Annotated in this window: 17 protein-coding genes; 8 read left to right on the forward strand and 9 right to left on the reverse strand. The window is 31.0% G+C overall.

The genetic code is table 11. From position 1 onward, the window contains the following. Nucleotides 1-65 precede the first annotated feature (65 nt). Nucleotides 66-1,310, reverse strand: a complete 1,245-nt coding sequence (locus ACTTAO_RS05665; RefSeq protein WP_440614108.1) for an ABC transporter substrate-binding protein — start codon at nucleotides 1,308-1,310, stop codon at nucleotides 66-68. Nucleotides 1,311-1,481: 171 nt separating this feature from the next. Between ACTTAO_RS05665 and ACTTAO_RS05670 the strand changes: the two genes are divergently transcribed. Both ACTTAO_RS05670 and ACTTAO_RS05675 read left to right on the forward strand, forming a co-directional pair. Then, nucleotides 1,482-2,633 carry an iron-containing alcohol dehydrogenase gene (locus ACTTAO_RS05670; RefSeq protein WP_440691324.1) on the forward strand — a complete coding sequence of 384 codons (1,152 nt, stop codon included), beginning with the start codon at nucleotides 1,482-1,484 and terminating at the stop codon, nucleotides 2,631-2,633. Then, entirely contained in the window at nucleotides 2,633-3,421 is a 789-nt protein-coding gene (locus ACTTAO_RS05675; RefSeq protein ID WP_440691326.1) for a type 1 glutamine amidotransferase, read from the forward strand. Before ACTTAO_RS05670 ends, ACTTAO_RS05675 begins: the two co-directional genes overlap by 1 nt. On the opposite strand, the gene ACTTAO_RS05680 is transcribed toward ACTTAO_RS05675, so the two are convergent. Beyond that, on the reverse strand, nucleotides 3,413-5,098 hold the full coding sequence (locus ACTTAO_RS05680) for a formate--tetrahydrofolate ligase (protein ID WP_440614111.1): 1,686 nt from the start codon (nucleotides 5,096-5,098) through the stop codon (nucleotides 3,413-3,415). The two genes, ACTTAO_RS05675 and ACTTAO_RS05680, sit on opposite strands and share 9 nt — an antisense overlap. Before the next feature lie 124 nt (nucleotides 5,099-5,222). On the opposite strand from ACTTAO_RS05680, the gene ACTTAO_RS05685 reads away from it, so the two are divergent. The 4 genes from ACTTAO_RS05685 to ACTTAO_RS05700 are packed head-to-tail and all read left to right on the forward strand — an operon-like array spanning nucleotide 5,223 to nucleotide 10,329. After that, nucleotides 5,223-6,479: a sarcosine oxidase subunit beta family protein gene (locus tag ACTTAO_RS05685; RefSeq protein ID WP_440691328.1), complete on the forward strand. Its 1,257-nt coding sequence runs from the start codon at nucleotides 5,223-5,225 to the stop codon at nucleotides 6,477-6,479. Next, the gene (locus tag ACTTAO_RS05690; protein WP_075506172.1) at nucleotides 6,480-6,749 is read left to right on the forward strand and encodes a sarcosine oxidase subunit delta; all 270 of its coding nucleotides are present in this window, start codon (nucleotides 6,480-6,482) and stop codon (nucleotides 6,747-6,749) included. After that, nucleotides 6,749-9,745 (forward strand): sarcosine oxidase subunit alpha family protein, encoded by a 2,997-nt coding sequence (locus tag ACTTAO_RS05695; protein WP_440691330.1) that lies wholly within the window; start codon nucleotides 6,749-6,751, stop codon nucleotides 9,743-9,745. The genes ACTTAO_RS05690 and ACTTAO_RS05695 overlap by 1 nt, the downstream gene beginning before the upstream one ends. Beyond that, nucleotides 9,742-10,329, forward strand: a complete 588-nt coding sequence (locus ACTTAO_RS05700; protein WP_440691332.1) for a sarcosine oxidase — start codon at nucleotides 9,742-9,744, stop codon at nucleotides 10,327-10,329. The genes ACTTAO_RS05695 and ACTTAO_RS05700 overlap by 4 nt, the downstream gene beginning before the upstream one ends. Here the strand turns inward: ACTTAO_RS05700 and ACTTAO_RS05705 are convergent, their stop codons facing one another. Next, nucleotides 10,330-11,181, reverse strand: coding sequence for a DMT family transporter (locus ACTTAO_RS05705; protein WP_440691334.1), 852 nt, complete (start codon nucleotides 11,179-11,181; stop codon nucleotides 10,330-10,332). Nucleotides 11,182-11,290: 109 nt separating this feature from the next. On the opposite strand from ACTTAO_RS05705, the gene ACTTAO_RS05710 reads away from it, so the two are divergent. Continuing rightward, on the forward strand, nucleotides 11,291-11,572 hold the full coding sequence (locus ACTTAO_RS05710) for a hypothetical protein (protein WP_440691336.1): 282 nt from the start codon (nucleotides 11,291-11,293) through the stop codon (nucleotides 11,570-11,572). A gap of 7 nt (nucleotides 11,573-11,579) precedes the next feature. Here the strand turns inward: ACTTAO_RS05710 and ACTTAO_RS05715 are convergent, their stop codons facing one another. The 6 genes from ACTTAO_RS05715 to purE form a co-directional block, all read right to left on the reverse strand. Continuing rightward, nucleotides 11,580-12,017 (reverse strand): hypothetical protein, encoded by a 438-nt coding sequence (locus ACTTAO_RS05715; protein ID WP_440691338.1) that lies wholly within the window; start codon nucleotides 12,015-12,017, stop codon nucleotides 11,580-11,582. Nucleotides 12,018-12,020: 3 nt separating this feature from the next. Continuing rightward, nucleotides 12,021-12,767, reverse strand: coding sequence for an aspartate/glutamate racemase family protein (locus ACTTAO_RS05720; RefSeq protein WP_440691339.1), 747 nt, complete (start codon nucleotides 12,765-12,767; stop codon nucleotides 12,021-12,023). 137 nt (nucleotides 12,768-12,904) lie between these two features. Then, a complete protein-coding gene (locus ACTTAO_RS05725) occupies nucleotides 12,905-13,111 on the reverse strand; it encodes a cold-shock protein (RefSeq protein ID WP_075506166.1) in 207 nt (68 codons plus the stop codon). Between the two features lie 123 nt (nucleotides 13,112-13,234). Beyond that, on the reverse strand, nucleotides 13,235-13,702 hold the full coding sequence (locus ACTTAO_RS05730) for a GNAT family N-acetyltransferase (RefSeq protein ID WP_440691341.1): 468 nt from the start codon (nucleotides 13,700-13,702) through the stop codon (nucleotides 13,235-13,237). 1 nt (nucleotide 13,703) lies between these two features. Next, complete coding sequence (locus ACTTAO_RS05735) at nucleotides 13,704-14,750, reverse strand: 5-(carboxyamino)imidazole ribonucleotide synthase (protein ID WP_440691343.1); 1,047 nt, start codon at nucleotides 14,748-14,750, stop codon at nucleotides 13,704-13,706. 1 nt (nucleotide 14,751) lies between these two features. Then, a complete protein-coding gene (gene purE, locus ACTTAO_RS05740) occupies nucleotides 14,752-15,243 on the reverse strand; it encodes a 5-(carboxyamino)imidazole ribonucleotide mutase (protein WP_440691345.1) in 492 nt (163 codons plus the stop codon). Nucleotides 15,244-15,334: 91 nt separating this feature from the next. Between purE and ACTTAO_RS05745 the strand changes: the two genes are divergently transcribed. Continuing rightward, nucleotides 15,335-16,300: a membrane dipeptidase gene (locus ACTTAO_RS05745; RefSeq protein WP_440634381.1), complete on the forward strand. Its 966-nt coding sequence runs from the start codon at nucleotides 15,335-15,337 to the stop codon at nucleotides 16,298-16,300. Nucleotides 16,301-16,302: the final 2 nt, after the last annotated feature.

A 16,302-nucleotide genomic window follows, 5' to 3' on the forward strand; every position in this document is an offset into this window, starting at 1 on the left:
TTAAAAATTGATGAAATCGATTTTTAAACTTAGGGGCCAATAAGCCCCTAAGTTAATTTAAAAGTTTATTTATAAACTCTTTGACGTACTTTTTCTAATCTTTCCAAGATTTTTTGTCTTCTGTCTGGATTAGACATGTATTCTTGGAAGCCCTTCATACCTTCTGATGCCATTTGAGCTGGAGCATCCCTATCGTAGAATTGCGCCATTGCATAAGCATTATTAAGCATATTTAATCCTGCTGATAAGAAAGGATCTCCTTCTTTAACACCAGAGTTTTTGTTAATAGGTAGCTGACCTAATATTTTATTAATCTCTTCTTGCACATCTGCTCGAGACATAAATATTAAGAAACGTTTTGCATCAGTTTTATTCTTAGCTTTTGATGGTATATGCACTGTATCAGTAGGTGCTTCCTCAGCCATTGGAATACCTGGAGTTATTTCAGGAAATTGAAAGAATCCTAAAGTATCATCATTTAAACCACCCTCTTTTAAAGGAGCAACTGCAAAATTACCCATAACGTACATTGCAGCTTCACCATTAATCATTGGGGTTAGAGCCTCTTGCCAACTTAGAGCAGCATGATTTTCTAAAAAGTAACCAGGTTTAACCAACTCATCCCATTTATCAAAAACTGCTTGAACTTTCGCATCAGTGTATGGAACTTTTCCTAAAGTAAGATCCATATGGAATTCATATCCATTAGTTCTTAAATTTAAGTAGTCAAATACTCCTGCAGTAGTCCACAGATATTTTGATCCAATAGTTATTGGTGTTACTCCACTTGCTTTAATTGTTTCACAAGCTTTAACGAACTCATCCCAAGTTTTTGGAACACTAATACCTAAGTTATTAAAAATATCTTTTCGGTAATAAACTCCCCACTGATAGTAAGTATAAGGAATTCCCCATTGCTTGCCACCAATTGTCATGGATTTTTTAGCATGCTCCATATTTTCACTTAAGTTTCCATCAACCCATCCTGAATCTGACCAGATATCAGAAACATCTTCAAACAAACCTGCTCTTACAAATGGTAACATTCTGTTTCCTGCATACCAGTTTGCTACGTCAGGTGGATCAGTGTTCAAAAAATTTCTAATAGATTGTTTGTAACCTTCATGGTCAAAAACATTCCATTTTACTGTGACATCAGGATTTTCATCTTCAAATTTCTTAATGATATATTCAAAAGCTGCTTTAGGTGCTGCATCAGATGTATCTGTGTTTATTACTAAAGTACCAGCAAATGAAGTAGAAGAGATTATTCCAAATGTCATTATTAATGAGATAATAATCTTTTTCATTTATACTCCTTTTATTGTGTATGATTTCTAGACTATGTATTTTTGAAATTGATTACAAACAAAAATTTCAATAATTATTTGTCGAAAAAAAATAATCTTTAATTTACAGATGGTTTTCTATTATTAAATTATACAAAATAACTATATAATTTGCTTAATTATAATTTTTTTATGAATTGGAATTATCCTACTACTATTTGGTTTGGAGCACGCAAAATAGAAGATCTTGCAAACGCCTGTTTGAACTTAAAAATTAAAAGTCCACTTTTTGTAACTGACAAGGATCTTTTAAATCTACCAATGACTTCAAAAGTAATTGAAAAATTAAAAAATGACTTTGATCATTTACAAGTATTTTCACAATTTTCAGGAAACCCAACTGGAAAAAACGTAATGGAAGGAGTCACATTATATATAGCAAAAAACTGTGATGGAGTAATTGCCTTTGGAGGAGGTAGTGCATTAGATGTCGGAAAGGGAATAGCTTTTATGTGTGGTCAAAAAAGACCTATATGGGATTTTGAAGATATAGGTGATTATTGGACAAGAGCTGATGGAAATAAAATTTCTCCAATTATAGCGGCTCCAACTACTGCAGGAACAGGCTCAGAAACAGGAAGAGCTTCAGCTATCATTAATGAAGAAACAGGAATAAAAAAAATAATTTTTCATCCAAAAATTTTACCTTCTATTGTAATTTTAGATCCGAATTTAACCAAAGATCTTCCACCAAGAATAACAGCTGCAACAGGAATGGATGCACTTGCTCACAATCTTGAAGCTTATTGTGCACCTGGATTTCACCCAATGGCAGATGGTATCGCGCTTGAGGGTATGAGGTTAATTAAAAATTCTTTAATAGAGGTTTATAAAAATGGTACGAACATAGAAGCTAGATCTGAAATGTTAGCAGCATCTAGCATGGGCTCTACTGCTTTTCAAAAGGGTCTTGGTGCAATACATTCTCTAAGTCATCCAATAAATGCACAGTTTGATGTACATCATGGTTTAAGTAACGCGATATTTATGCCTTATGTTTTAACTTTCAATAAATCAGTTATTGAAAACAGAATTATATCTATTTGTAATTATCTTAATCTAAATAGTACATTTGAAAGCTTTTTAGAATGGATATTAAATTTGCGTAAAGAATTAAACATACCTCATAAACTTTCAGATGTTATGGACTGTAATGAAATCGATTTGGAAAAACTTTCTTTAATGGCATTTGAAGATCCATCTACAGGAGGCAATCCAAAAAAAATAACAAAAGATGATTTAAAAGAAATGTATAAAAAAAGTATTTCAGGAGAGTTATTTTAATGAAGAAAATTTTGGTAGTAGAAGGTAATTTACAAGAGGAAAATCAAAGTTTTACAGAAGCAGGTATTCAAACTCATACAGAAAGCTTAAAACATAGTCTTTCTCATTTTACTGATCAACTAAATATAGATGTAGTTAATCCATCTTCAGATGAAAATATAAGCGAGAATATTGATCCATTAGAAAGTTATGATGGTCTTATTTGGGGTGGAAGTAGTTTAAATATTTATAACAAGACACCTGAAATTTTAAGACAGATAGAATTTATGAAAGAGTGTCAGAAAAAAATTAAAAAAGTTCTAGCGATTTGTTGGGGGATGCAAGTTGCAGTAACTGCTGCTGGTGGTGAAGTGAAAAAAGCTGAGAAGGGGTCACATCGAGGGATTGCAAGAGATATTGAAATTAATGAAAATGGTTTAAATCATCCGTTATATAAAAACAAAAATAAAAAGTTTAATACTCCAGCATTTAATTTTGATGAAGTTGTAACTCTTCCAAAAAATTCGACATTGCTAGCTTCGAACCCAATTAATAACGTTCAAGGTTTAAATTTTAAAGTTGGAAATTGTGATGTGTGGGGCCTTCAGTATCATCCAGAAATTACTTACAACAAGATGATTAACTTAATTATTTTTAGAAAAGATAGACTTATAGAACGTGGTGCTTTTAAAGACCAAAATCATATTGATGATCACATTAAAAATATAGAAATAGAAAACAAAAAATTAGATAAAATTTCCAGAATGAGAGAATTAGAGAATTGGTTAGATTATCTTAACTTAGAATAATCCTTCAATCTCACCTTTTTCATTTAGTTTAATAGAGTCAGCTGCAGGAACCCTAGGTAATCCAGGCATAGTCATGATTGCACCACAAATAACCACAATAAACTCTGCACCTGATGATAGCCTTACTTCTCTTACTGGTAAAGCATGACCTGTCGGCGCTCCTTTAAGATTTGGATCTGTTGAAAAACTGTATTGAGTTTTTGCAACACAAATTGGTAAATCACCATATCCAGCTTCTTCAAAATTCTTAAGTTGATCTCTAATTTTTGTATCAGCGATTACTTCATCTGCTCTATAAATTTCTTTTGCAATAGTCTCTATTTTTTTAAACAAAGGTGTTTTGCTTTCGTATAAAAATTGAAATTTAGCTTCATCTTTTTCACATAATTCTGAAACATGAGCTGCTAATTCTTTTGTACCTTCACCACCATTTGCCCAATGAGTACATAGACTAGCTTTAACACCTAAATTATCACAGAAATCTATAAGTGCTTTCACTTCGTTATCGGTGTCTTTTATAAAATGATTAACTGCTACAGCCACAGGTAAACCAAACTTTTTAACATTTTGAATATGTCTTTCTAAATTTACTAACCCTTTTTTTAAAGCTTCAACATTTTCATTTTTTAAATCATCTTTAGCAACACCACCGTGCATTTTTAAAGCTCTTATAGTTGCAACAATTACTACACAGCTCGGTTTTAAATTTGATTTTCTACATTTAATATCTAAAAACTTTTCTGCACCAAGGTCAGCACCAAATCCTGCTTCGGTTACAACATAGTCTGCTAATTTTAAACCAGTCTTTGTTGCAATAACTGAGTTACAACCATGAGCAATATTCGCAAATGGACCACCATGAATAATTGCAGGATTATTTTCCAAAGTTTGTGTAACATTAGGTCTGATAGCTTCTTTTAAAAGAACTGTCATAGGACCTTGAGCATTTAAGTCTTTCGCATAAACTGGTTTTTTATCTCTGGTATAACCAATAGTTATATTTCCAATTCTTTTTTCTAGATCTTCCAAATCATTTGATAAGCAAAAGATTGCCATTATTTCTGATGCAACTGTAATATCAAAACCATCTTCTCTTGGAAAACCATTTGCTACACCACCTAAGTTTATATTTATGGATCTTAACGATCTATCATTCATGTCCATAACTCTTTTCCAAACAATTCTTCTAACATCGATATCCAGTTTATTTCCCCAATAAATATGATTATCGATTAACGCTGATAATAAATTATGAGCTGATGTAATTGCATGAAAGTCACCTGTGAAATGTAAATTGATTTGTTCCATTGGAACGACTTGTGCATAACCTCCACCAGCTGCTCCACCTTTCATACCAAAAGAAGGACCTAAGCTTGGTTCTCTAAGACATACGATAGATTTTTTTCCAATTTTATTTAAACCGTCATTTAATCCAACTGATGTTGTAGTTTTCCCTTCACCTGCTGGGGTTGGAGTAATAGCAGTTACTAAAATTAATTTTCCATCTGGCTTGTCTTTTAGTTGCTCTAAATATTCTAAATTTATTTTTGCGATATGTCTGCCCATAGGACTAAACGCAGAGCTTTCATCAGGTACATTTATCTTTGCTAAAATATCATTTATTGGTTGCATTTTAGCTTCTCTAGCTATCTGTATATCTGATTTTACTTCACTCATTCGTTATCCTTTATTATAAATTTTTTTGCATAATAATTATCTTATTTGAGATTTTTCGAAACTTCTAAAATATATATATAAAAAAAATAAGAACTATTTAAATTCATTAATATAAAATTCTAATATGCAAAAGTATTCTATTTTTAGCTTGGTTAAAAATGCATTAACAGGTCATCAAAATTGGGATTTAGCTTGGAAAGATCCAAATCCTAAAGAAGAGTACGATGTTGTTATCATTGGGGGTGGTGGTCATGGTTTAGCTACCGCATATTATCTAGCTAAAGAACATCAAATTACAAAAGTAGCCATCATTGAAAAAGGATGGATTGGCGGTGGAAATGTTGGACGTAACACTACAATTATTAGATCAAACTACATGCATGATGAAAATGGTCTTTTCAGTGAGTTTGGAATGGATCTATGGAGAAAGATGAGTCAGGACTTAAATTACAACGTAATGTTTTCTCCAAGAGGAATTATTAATCTTGCACACTCAGATGCACAAATGAATGCATATGCAAGAAGAGGAAATTCGATGAGATTAAACGGAATTGATGCAGTTCTTTTGAATAGAGAAGAAGTAAAAGAATTAATTCCAATGGCTGATTTTTCAGATAACGTAAGGTTTCCAATCTTTGGTGGATTGATGCAACCAAGTGCCGGAACCGCTCGTCATGATGCAGTTGCTTGGGGGTATGCACGTCAAGCAGACTCTATGGGGGTAGATATAATTCAAAATTGTGAAGTTACAGGTTTTGATGTTTCTGCAGGAAAAATAAAAGGGATAAGAACATCGAGAGGAAATATTAAGGCAAAGAAAGTTGGTCTATGCGTTGCTGGTAGCACAAATATTTTAGCAGAAAAATTAAATATGACTTTGCCAATTGAAACTCATCTTTTACAAGCTTGTGTTTCTGAACCAGTGAAGCCAGTTTTAGATAAAGTTGTAACTTTTGGTGCAGGTCACTTTTATATTAGTCAATCAGATAAAGGTGAAATGGTAATGGGTGGAGACCTTGATGGTTACAATAGTTATGCTCAAAGAGGTAATCTTCCAACATTACAACATGTTTTAACTGAAGGAGTTGCGATGATGCCGTTTTTAAGTAAATTAAAAATGCTAAGAACTTGGGGTGGGATCATGGACATGTCAATGGATGGTTCACCAATAATTGATAAAACTCATATTGATGGTTTGTATTTAAATTGTGGATGGTGCTACGGAGGCTTTAAAGCAACTCCAGCATCAGGATGGACATTTGCACATACTATTGCTCAAGATAGAGTTCATGAATTAAATGCAGGATACAGTTTGAACAGATTTAGTACTGGTCATCTTATTGATGAAAAAGGTCTTGGTACAAAAACTTGGATTTCATAAATGTTACATATTAAATGCCCACATTGTGGAATGAGATCTCAAAATGAATTTTCTTATGGTGGAGATGCTACTGTTAAAAGACCAGAACTAAATAAAGAAGTTACAGATCAAGAATGGGATAATTTCGTATACAATAGAGTTAGTCCCAGAGGAAAACATTTAGAACTTTGGCAGCATTTATCTGGTTGCAGACAGTGGATAAAAGTTGAAAGAGATACTGCAACACACGAAATTTTTAAAACTTATAAAGCTAACGAAGAGATTGCTTAATGGCTCAGAGTTATCGAATAGAAAAATGTGGCTTAATAAATAGAAATAAAAAAATTTCTTTTAAGTTCAACGGTACATCTTATTTTGGATATGAAGGTGATACATTAGCTTCAGCTTTACTGGCAAATGGTGTTCATTTAATTGGTAGAAGCTTTAAATATCACAGACCTAGAGGGTTTTTTGGTGCAGGAGTTGATGAACCTTACGCTGTTGTTCAACTTTATAGAAATGGTGAAACGGAGCCAAATATTAAAGCAACCGAACAAGAATTATTTGAAGGATTAGAGGCAAGCAGCGTTAATTGTTGGCCAAGTGTTAACTTTGATATTGGAGCCATAAACAATTTTTTAAAAATATTTTTACCTGCTGGATTTTATTATAAAACTTTTATGTGGCCAAAAAGCTTTTGGTACAAAATTTATGAGCCATTTATTAGAAAAGCAGCTGGATTAGGAGTAGCATCAACAAAACATGATAAAGAAAGATACGAACATAAATATGAGTATTGCGATCTTTTAATAGCTGGATCTGGACCATCAGGTTTAGCGAGTGCGTATTCTGCAGCGAAAAATGGAGCTAAAGTAATTTTGGCTGAGGACAAACCAAGATATGGTGGTTCATTATTAACGAGTGATGTGAATATTGGTAACCAATCTGGAAAAGATTGGGCGGACGGTATTATTTCAGAATTGAAAGAGATGCCAAATGTAATCGTAAAAAATAGATCTCAAGTTTTTGGATATTATGATCACAACATGTTGGTAATGTCTGAAAAAGTTAGTGATCATTTACCTAAAACTAAAAAATATCATCCAAACAAAAGACTTTGGTACATTAGAGCAAAAGAAGTTTTAATTTCATCTGGATCAATTGAAAGACCAATTGTTTTTGGAAATAATGATACTCCAGGAGTAATGCTTTCATCTGCAGCTAAAGAATATTTAAAAGTTTATGGTGTCTTGGTTGGAAAAAAACCTTTGGTATTTACAAACAATGATAGTGGCTATGAAACTGCAATTGAATTTAAAAAATATGGAGTTGAGCCTATAGTTTTAGATTCAAGATCAAATCCACAATCAGAAATTATTGATGAAGCAAAAAATTTAGGAATTAATATTAAAAATTCATATGTAGTAGTTGCAGCACAAGGTTATAAAAAAGTAAAATCAGCTGATGTAGCAACTATTTCTGAAGACAAGAAAACACTTGGCAAAATAGAAAATATAAACTGTGACTGTATATGTGTTTCTGGATTTTGGACACCTACAATTCATTTGGCTTCACAATCAGGAAATAAAACTAAATTTAATGAAGAGATAGATGCGTTTGTTCCAGGAGCTTCAAAACAAAATGAAACAACTTTAGGTGCTGCTAATGGTGTGTTTACTCTAGAAGAAACTTTAAAAACATCCTATGAAAAAGGAAAAGAACTATCAAAAAAAATTACCGATAAAGATAATGAAATATCTATTCCAAATGTAGTTGAAAAAAAATATTCTAAACACGATAAGTTTTGGTGCGTTCCATTACCAAAAGGTAAAAGTTATAAAAGATTTTTAGATTTCCAAAATGATGTTGCTGTTTCTGATGTAGAGATTGCATTAAGAGAAGGTTATAGATCAATTGAACATGTAAAAAGGTATACCACTCTAGGTATGGCAACAGACCAAGGAAAAACAAGTAATTTAAATGGATTGCAATTAGTATCTGAGATTGAAAATAAAGTTGTTCCGTCCGTTGGCCACACTACTTTTAGACCTCCTTATACTCCTATTTCTATTGGTGCTATTGTTGGTAGAGAAGTAGGAAAGCATTCAAAACCAACTAGAAAATCTCCAATTCACAATTGGCATGAAGAGCATAACGCTGTTTTTGTTGATGCAGGAGTTTGGTTAAGACCAAGATATTATAAAAGAGGAAACGAAACTTTGTTCGAAGCATCAAAAAGAGAAGCGAAAAATGTAAGAACAAACGTTGGTGTTTGTGATGTGACAACTCTTGGTAAGATTGATGTTAAGGGTCCTGATGCTGCTGAATTTTTAAACAGAGTATACACAAATGCATGGTTGAAGTTACCTATTGGAAAAGCAAGATATGGAGTGATGTTAAGAGAAGATGGGATAGTGATGGATGATGGTACAACTACTAGAATTTCAGAAAACCACTATCACATGACGACAACTACTGCTCAAGCAGCTAATGTGCTTTCGCATTTAGAGTATTATTTGCAACTTGTTTGGCCTGAACTTAACGTAAATGTAGTTTCAACAACTGAGCAATGGGCAGGAGCTGCCATAGCTGGTCCTAAATCAAGAGATTTATTACAGAAATTGTTCCCTAAAACAGATGTATCTAATGAAGGTCTTCCGTTTATGGGATATGTCGAGGGTGATTTATTTGGTGTTAAAGCTAGAATCTTCAGAATTTCATTCTCAGGTGAATTAGCTTACGAAGTTAATGTTGAGTCTGATAACGGAACATTTATGTGGGAAAAAATAATTGAACTTGGAGAAGAGTTTCAAATTCAACCATATGGAACTGAAGCACTGTCTACACTTAGAATTGAAATGGGGCATGTTGCAGGTTCTGAATTAGATGGAAGAACAATTCCTTACGATAATGCATTAGAAGGGTTATTGAGTAAAAAGAAAGACTTTATTGGAAAAAGATCATTGCAGAGAGCAGCTTTTGTAGCTGAAGATAGACAGCGAATTGTAGGCGTTGTTCCATTGGATAAAAAAACTAGTATTCCAGAAGGTTCACACTTAGTTAAAGACGCTAATGCTCCTTTGCCGAATAAAAAATTAGGTCATATCTCAGCCTCTTGTTGGAGTGTAGAGCATGATAATCCATTTTCACTAGCAATATTAAAAGATGGAAAAAATATGATTGGAGAAAAATTATTTGTAATGTCTCCATTAAAAAACAAAGTTATTCCAGTAGAAATAGTTTCATCACATTATGTTGATCCAAAAGGAGAAAGAGTTAGATCATGAGTTTAATTTCAGCTTTAAATAATGTGCATGCAAAAGGTCAATTTGGAGATTTTGAAGGTAAAGATGATAAAAATTTACTTTCAATATCTGAAACTACTAATTTATTAATTGTACAGATAGTTCAGTATAAAAGTTCAAACTCATCATTAGACAATATGCAGGTAGATGGTCTAAATTTAAGAGATAATCCATCTTTAGTTAGCTCCAATGATAACACAAGGATACTTTGGAACGGTCCAAGAAATTGGATTTTAGTTTCTAAGAAAAAGGACACTTTAAATGAAATAGAGCAAAAATTTAATGATAATGAATTTGCAATAACAGATATATCTCATTCAAAAGCAATAATTGAAATTGAAGGTAAAGAGGCTAAGGAAGTTTTAAAAAAAGGATGCCCATTTAATTTTGGTGAGCTAGAAAAAAATCAATGTTTAAATTCTACTTATAACGGAATGTCGGTTACTATAGATATGCTTGATGACGATCCGGATAAATTTAGAATATTTGGATTAAGAAGTTTTGGTGAATCTCTTTATCACTCAATAACAGACGCATCTTTAGAATTTGGATATATTGCAAAGTAATTATTTATCTCTAGTAGCAATATAAACACCAATAGTAGCTATAAAAAATCCTAAAAGATCTAAATTAGATAATTTCTCATTTAAAAATAACCATGCCATGAACGCAGATGTGGGAGGAATTAAAAAAAATATCGAAACCGTTTTGCTTGCGGAATTTTTTTTAATTAAGAACATAAGTATTGTGAATGCTCCAAAGGATACTAAAAAAATTTGATGACTCATCGCAATAATAAATGTTTTTGAAAATTCAATATAAGGTTCAACAAAAAAAATTATAATTAACAAATGAAATGAAAATCCTCCAAGTGCTTGGTTCATATTACTTACTGATAAGGGCAGGTTGTTGCTTATTGTTTTTTGCCAAAGAGTTGAACTTGTTATTGCTATCAAAGCTATAATCGTTGCAATTAATCCAGCAGTTGGAATTTTTGATCCTATTTCAAAACCTAGAACCATTGATGCTCCAACAAATCCCAGTAAAACACCCGCCCATTGTTTAACAGAAACTTTTTCTTTTAGTATTGGTCCACTTAATGCGTTAGTTAGTATTGGTTGAAGTGTTACAATTAAAGCAGCAAGGCCAGTAGGCATTCCAATAGAAATTGAGTAAAAAACACCTCCTAAATAAAATCCATGAAAAAGAACTCCACTGAAAAAAGATTGTAAAAAATTTTTCTTACTTACAATTATTTTCTGCCTTGAATAGATAGAAAAAATTAAAAAACCAAATGCTACTAGTGCAAATCTAAAGGCTAATGCAGCAAAAGGATCGCTGTAATCAATGATTGGTTTTGTAGTTATAAATGCTGATGACCAAAGCAGAATAAAAATAAATGGAAAAATTTTAACCATTTTTGTTTTATAAATTAATAATATTCATAGTCTCGATAATAAAACTCAATTTGAACAAATTCTATCTTGAGTTGAAACTTCAGATGTATAACTTTTGAAGCATCTGTCTATGAGAAAATTAAAATTATATTTTATTCTTTTTAGTTTTATTTTTTTAACAGGTTGTTTTCAATCTTCTGCTCTTCTTGGTCCAGGAATAACAATTATTTCTACAGGAAATGTTGCGCAAGCAGGATTTCATTATGGAGCCAATAAAGCTGTTAAAAAAGAGACAGGTAAATATCCTATCACACATTTCAAAGAAACTGTTGAAACCACTAATGGTACAAACAACTTTATAGCTGATATAAAAAAATTTATTGAAGGACTTAAGGAAGTTAAAAAAAACTAATGTTAAATTAATTAAGATTTAATTTAATTAATTTTGTTTGTTTAGTTTCTTTACACCACATCTCATAACTTTCACAAACTCTCCAGAGATGATTAAAGGCTCTTTGAGATATTTCTAGAGGGAAATGAGTTTTTGTATAATATAATTTTGGTATCTTTAGCAAAAATTTAACCATTGAATCTTTTTGAATTTCCAAAAGCCTTAGTGTTTCTTCGTTAATTTTTTTACCTGTAATTTTATCAATAAAATTGTTTTCTTTTAATTCTGATATCCATTTTTCATGAAATTCTCCTGAACTAATTAAATCATAATCTTTTGTTGTCATAAAAATTTCAAATGCTTGAATGTTATTAATTTCTGGATTTTGGTTTTTTATCTGAATAATTTTAGAATATATTAGTTCAGCAACTCTTAAAACGTAGGGCTTATCAATTTTAGATGTCACGATTTATCTTTTGTGTTTCTGCATCGCAGAGTGGGCAAGAATTAAATTTGGATCCAAAAATATCTTAGATGATTTAATATTCTTGAATGATTTAAAAGCAAATATTGCAATTGGCAACTCAGTACAACCTAAAATTATTTTTTTACATTTCATTTTAAGTAAATATTTTATAGCTGGTTTGATAGCTTTTTCAGCAGCTCTAACATTACCCATTTTTACAAACTTGATTGCTTTATTTACTGAATTTTTTTGAAGATTTTCAGATGGGTTAACTAATTGATAGTTTTGATCAAAAAATTTATTATACACTCCGGTTTTTAAAGTACCCTCAGTAGCCAATAAACCAACTTTTGAATTTTTTTTACAATTCTTTTTTGTAAATTTAAAAACTTCTTTTGGCATATTTATAATTGGGATATTGATTTTTTTTTGTAGATCATCAAACCAGTAATGTGCTGTATTACATGGAATAACAATAAATTTGCATTTATTCTTTTCTAATAACTTACAGCCCTGAAGAAGACTCTTTAAAACTTTATTATATTTTGTTTTATTGGATTTGTTTGTATTTAGATTTGATAAGTTTTTTGTTTGAGTACCTATAGACTCTGGTCTTCCAGGAATATTTGATTTGTTATACAAAACAAATAAAGGATACTCTTGATCAATTTTACCCCTGTTTAATACTGCAAGCTTATTGCAAAAATCAAGACCAGCTTGAGTACCCATTCCACCTAAAATTCCGATCATAAATTTTTTATAATTTTAAATACAACTTATATAATTAATTTTTTTGACTAAAAGTTGTTTTTTATAAGATTTGGTACTGGCTGAATAAAATTTTTTTTTAAAAAATAAAATTTTTTCAGCCAATAGGAAGTGTGAAATTATGCAGTTTTTAAGTTAACTGCTGAAGGACCTTTAGGACCATCTTCAACATCGAAAGTCAAAGCTTGACCCTCATCTAAACCGTTCATACCAGCATCTCTTACTGCTGAAACATGTACAAACACATCTTTTTCTTTGTCTTCTCTTTCAATAAAACCAAAACCTTTGGTTGGATTGAACCATTTTACTTTACCTGTTAGACTCATATTATTTCTTCTTACTTTTTGTTATATTAATTATTACTTAAAATTTATAATTAAGTAATTTCGGCTTTCTTTAGATTTTAACGGGTTTTGTCAACAAAATAGAGAAATTATTCGATCTTATTGTCAATCTGTAGCAATCAATTTAGTCAAATAAACAGAATTAACATCTTCTTTATAATGAGCAAAAGGTTCACAAGGCTCAAAACCACAAGATTTAAAGAGTTTTCTAGCAGGAATAAAAAAATTTCCAGCACCTGTTTCAATACTTAATCTTTTAATATCTAATTTTTTTGCCTCACTTATTAGATGATTAATAACAATAACACCGTGTCCTTTTTTTCTAAAATTGTCATGAATTCTAATTGATTTAAATTCTCCATGACCCTCATCTAAAAATTTTAATGCACCACATCCCATTAATTGATCATTGTTATATAAACTCCAGAATTTAATCGATGGAACTCTAAGACCAGGGATGTCTAAAACATGAGCACTTCCCTCTGGTGAGGCAGCTCTAAGCTCAACAAAATGCTTAGTTAAAAGTTTGTGAACTTCTGGATCATCAAAATTTCCTTCAATTGATTTTAACATATTATTCCAGAATAGTGATATGACCCATTTTTCTTTTATCTTTAATTTCTTTTTTTAAATAATCAAAAAAGAATTCATTATCTTTAAGTTTTGGAGAATTTCTATAGTGAGATATTTGATCTCCAAGTAAATTTATCATTTTTGCATTTGATAATTTTTTTAAAGGTATCTGTTCAAGTCCACAAACAGCTCTGATGTGATTTTCAAATTGACTTACATTAAAAGCATTAATTGTTAAATGTCCAGAATTATGAACCCTTGGAGCAATTTCATTTACATAAAGATTATCATTTCTATCTATAAAAAATTCTACACATAGAGTGCCAACATATTTAAGTTCTTCAGCAATAAGTATTGCCCAATCTTTAGATTGATTAAATATTTTTTCATTTATATCTGCAGGTATCTTGGAATGTTTTAAGATCTGATCTTCATGAGTATTTTCTATAGGTTCATAGATTTCATATTTATTATTACTAAACCTTGTTATTATTATTGATATTTCTTTTTTAAGTTTGACTAATTTTTCTAAAATGTATCCTCTTGATAAATCTAATTTAAGATTTTTTAATTCTTCTGATGATGAGACAGGGTGTTGTCCTTTACCGTCATAACCTAATGTTGTAGTTTTAATTATACCTGGTAAAAAATCTTCAAGGACATCAATATCAGATTGATTTTCAACTGAGACGTATCTAGTTGTTCTTATATTTAATTTATTTACAAAATCTTTTTCTGCTAACCTATGTTGAATTAATCTATTTACTGAAGGTTTTGGTAAAACTGGTTTTAACTTGTTGATATCATTTAACGTTTCATATGGAATGTTTTCGAATTCATAAGTTACGATATCAACTTTGTTTACAAATTCATTTATTTTTTCTTTATCGTCATAATTTGCACCAATAAATTCGTCACAAAAATTTTGAGCTGGTGCTTCCAAATCATCACAAAAAATTATTATCTTTATCCCTAATTTTTTTGCAGCAATTGCAAGCATACTTCCTAATTGGCCGCCCCCAATAATCCCAAGAGTAATATTAGACATTTTATTTTGGAGCTTTTTTAACAGATTTAGTTTGGTTTGATCTCCAACTTTTTAACTTATTTTTGATCGAAGAATTATTAATAGCCATTATTTCAGCTGCAAGTAATGCAGCATTAATAGCGCCATCTTCTCCAATTGCTAAAGTACCGACAGGAATCCCTTTTGGCATTTGAGCAATCGAAAGCAAACTATCTAAACCTTTTAATTTTTTACTTTCAATCGGTACACCCAGAACTGGAATTTGAGTTAATGCAGAAATCATTCCTGGCAAATGTGCTGATCCACCAGCTCCAGCAATAATTACCCCAATATTATTTTTTTCTGCCTTTAATGCAAAATCGTACATTCTCTTTGGGGTACGATGAGCAGAAACAATTTTGGTTTCAAACGAGACACCTAATTGTTTAAGAGTTTTTTCTGCTAATTGCATAGTTTTGTAGTCTGATTGACTACCCATAACTATTGAAACTTTTTTATTAGTATTTTTTTTCATGAAAATGGCTCTCTTGTTTATTTCAAAATTAATCAAAAATTTCAATAAAATTAATAGTATTTCAATTTAGATTGATTAATCTTATTTCGTTATGAATTTTAAAATCGATAATTTGCAATATTGCAATTGGTCTAGAAAAATTTTTGAAACAAACAGAGCTGCAGGTTTAGATGCAGTTCATGTAACCATAGTTTATCATGAAGATTATGATGAACTACTAATAGAATTAAATAAGTGGGAAAAAATTTTCGAAGCTAATTCTGATCTTATATTTCTGGGAAAAGATTTTAAAGATATTGAAAAAGCAAAGCTTGAAAACAAAACTGCAATATTTTTTGGTTTTCAAAATTGTTCACCAATTGAGGATGACATAGGTTTGGTTGAAAAAGTTCATGAACTTGGATGCAGATTTATGCAACTAACTTACAACAATCAATCTCTTCTTGCTACTGGTTGCTATGAAAAAATTGATAGCGGAGTAACTAATTTTGGAAGAGAAGCAATAAAAGAAATGAATAGAGTAGGCATCGTTGTTGATATGTCTCATTCTGCAGAAAAAAGTACAATGGATGCAATTGAAATAAGTGAAAAACCAATTGCGATTACACATGCTAACCCTTCTTTTTGGCATGCTGCAAAAAGAAACAAGTCTTCAGATTTGCTTAAGATGCTCAGTGATAGTGGAGGAATGTTAGGTTTATCTTTATATCCACATCATTTGAAAGAAAATACTAATTGTACTCTTGATAGTTTTTGTGAAATGGTGGCAAAGACTGCAGAAATTATGGGAGCAAGTAAAATTGGTATAGGGTCAGATCTTTGTCTTGATCAACCCGACAGTGTAGTTGAGTGGATGAGAAATGGTACTTGGACCAAAACTAAAAATTACGGAGAAGGATCAAAAAATAAACCAGGCTTTCCAAAACAACCTAATTGGTTTGAAGACACAAGAGGATTTGCAAATATAGAAAAAGGTCTCAAAAAGATTGGATTTTCAGATGATGAGACACATGGGATACTAGGAAATAATTGGTACAATTTTTATAAATCAATTTAAGT

The sequence above is a fragment of the Candidatus Pelagibacter sp. HIMB1782 genome (genome assembly GCF_052047475.1).
Taxonomy (GTDB): domain Bacteria; phylum Pseudomonadota; class Alphaproteobacteria; order Pelagibacterales; family Pelagibacteraceae; genus Pelagibacter.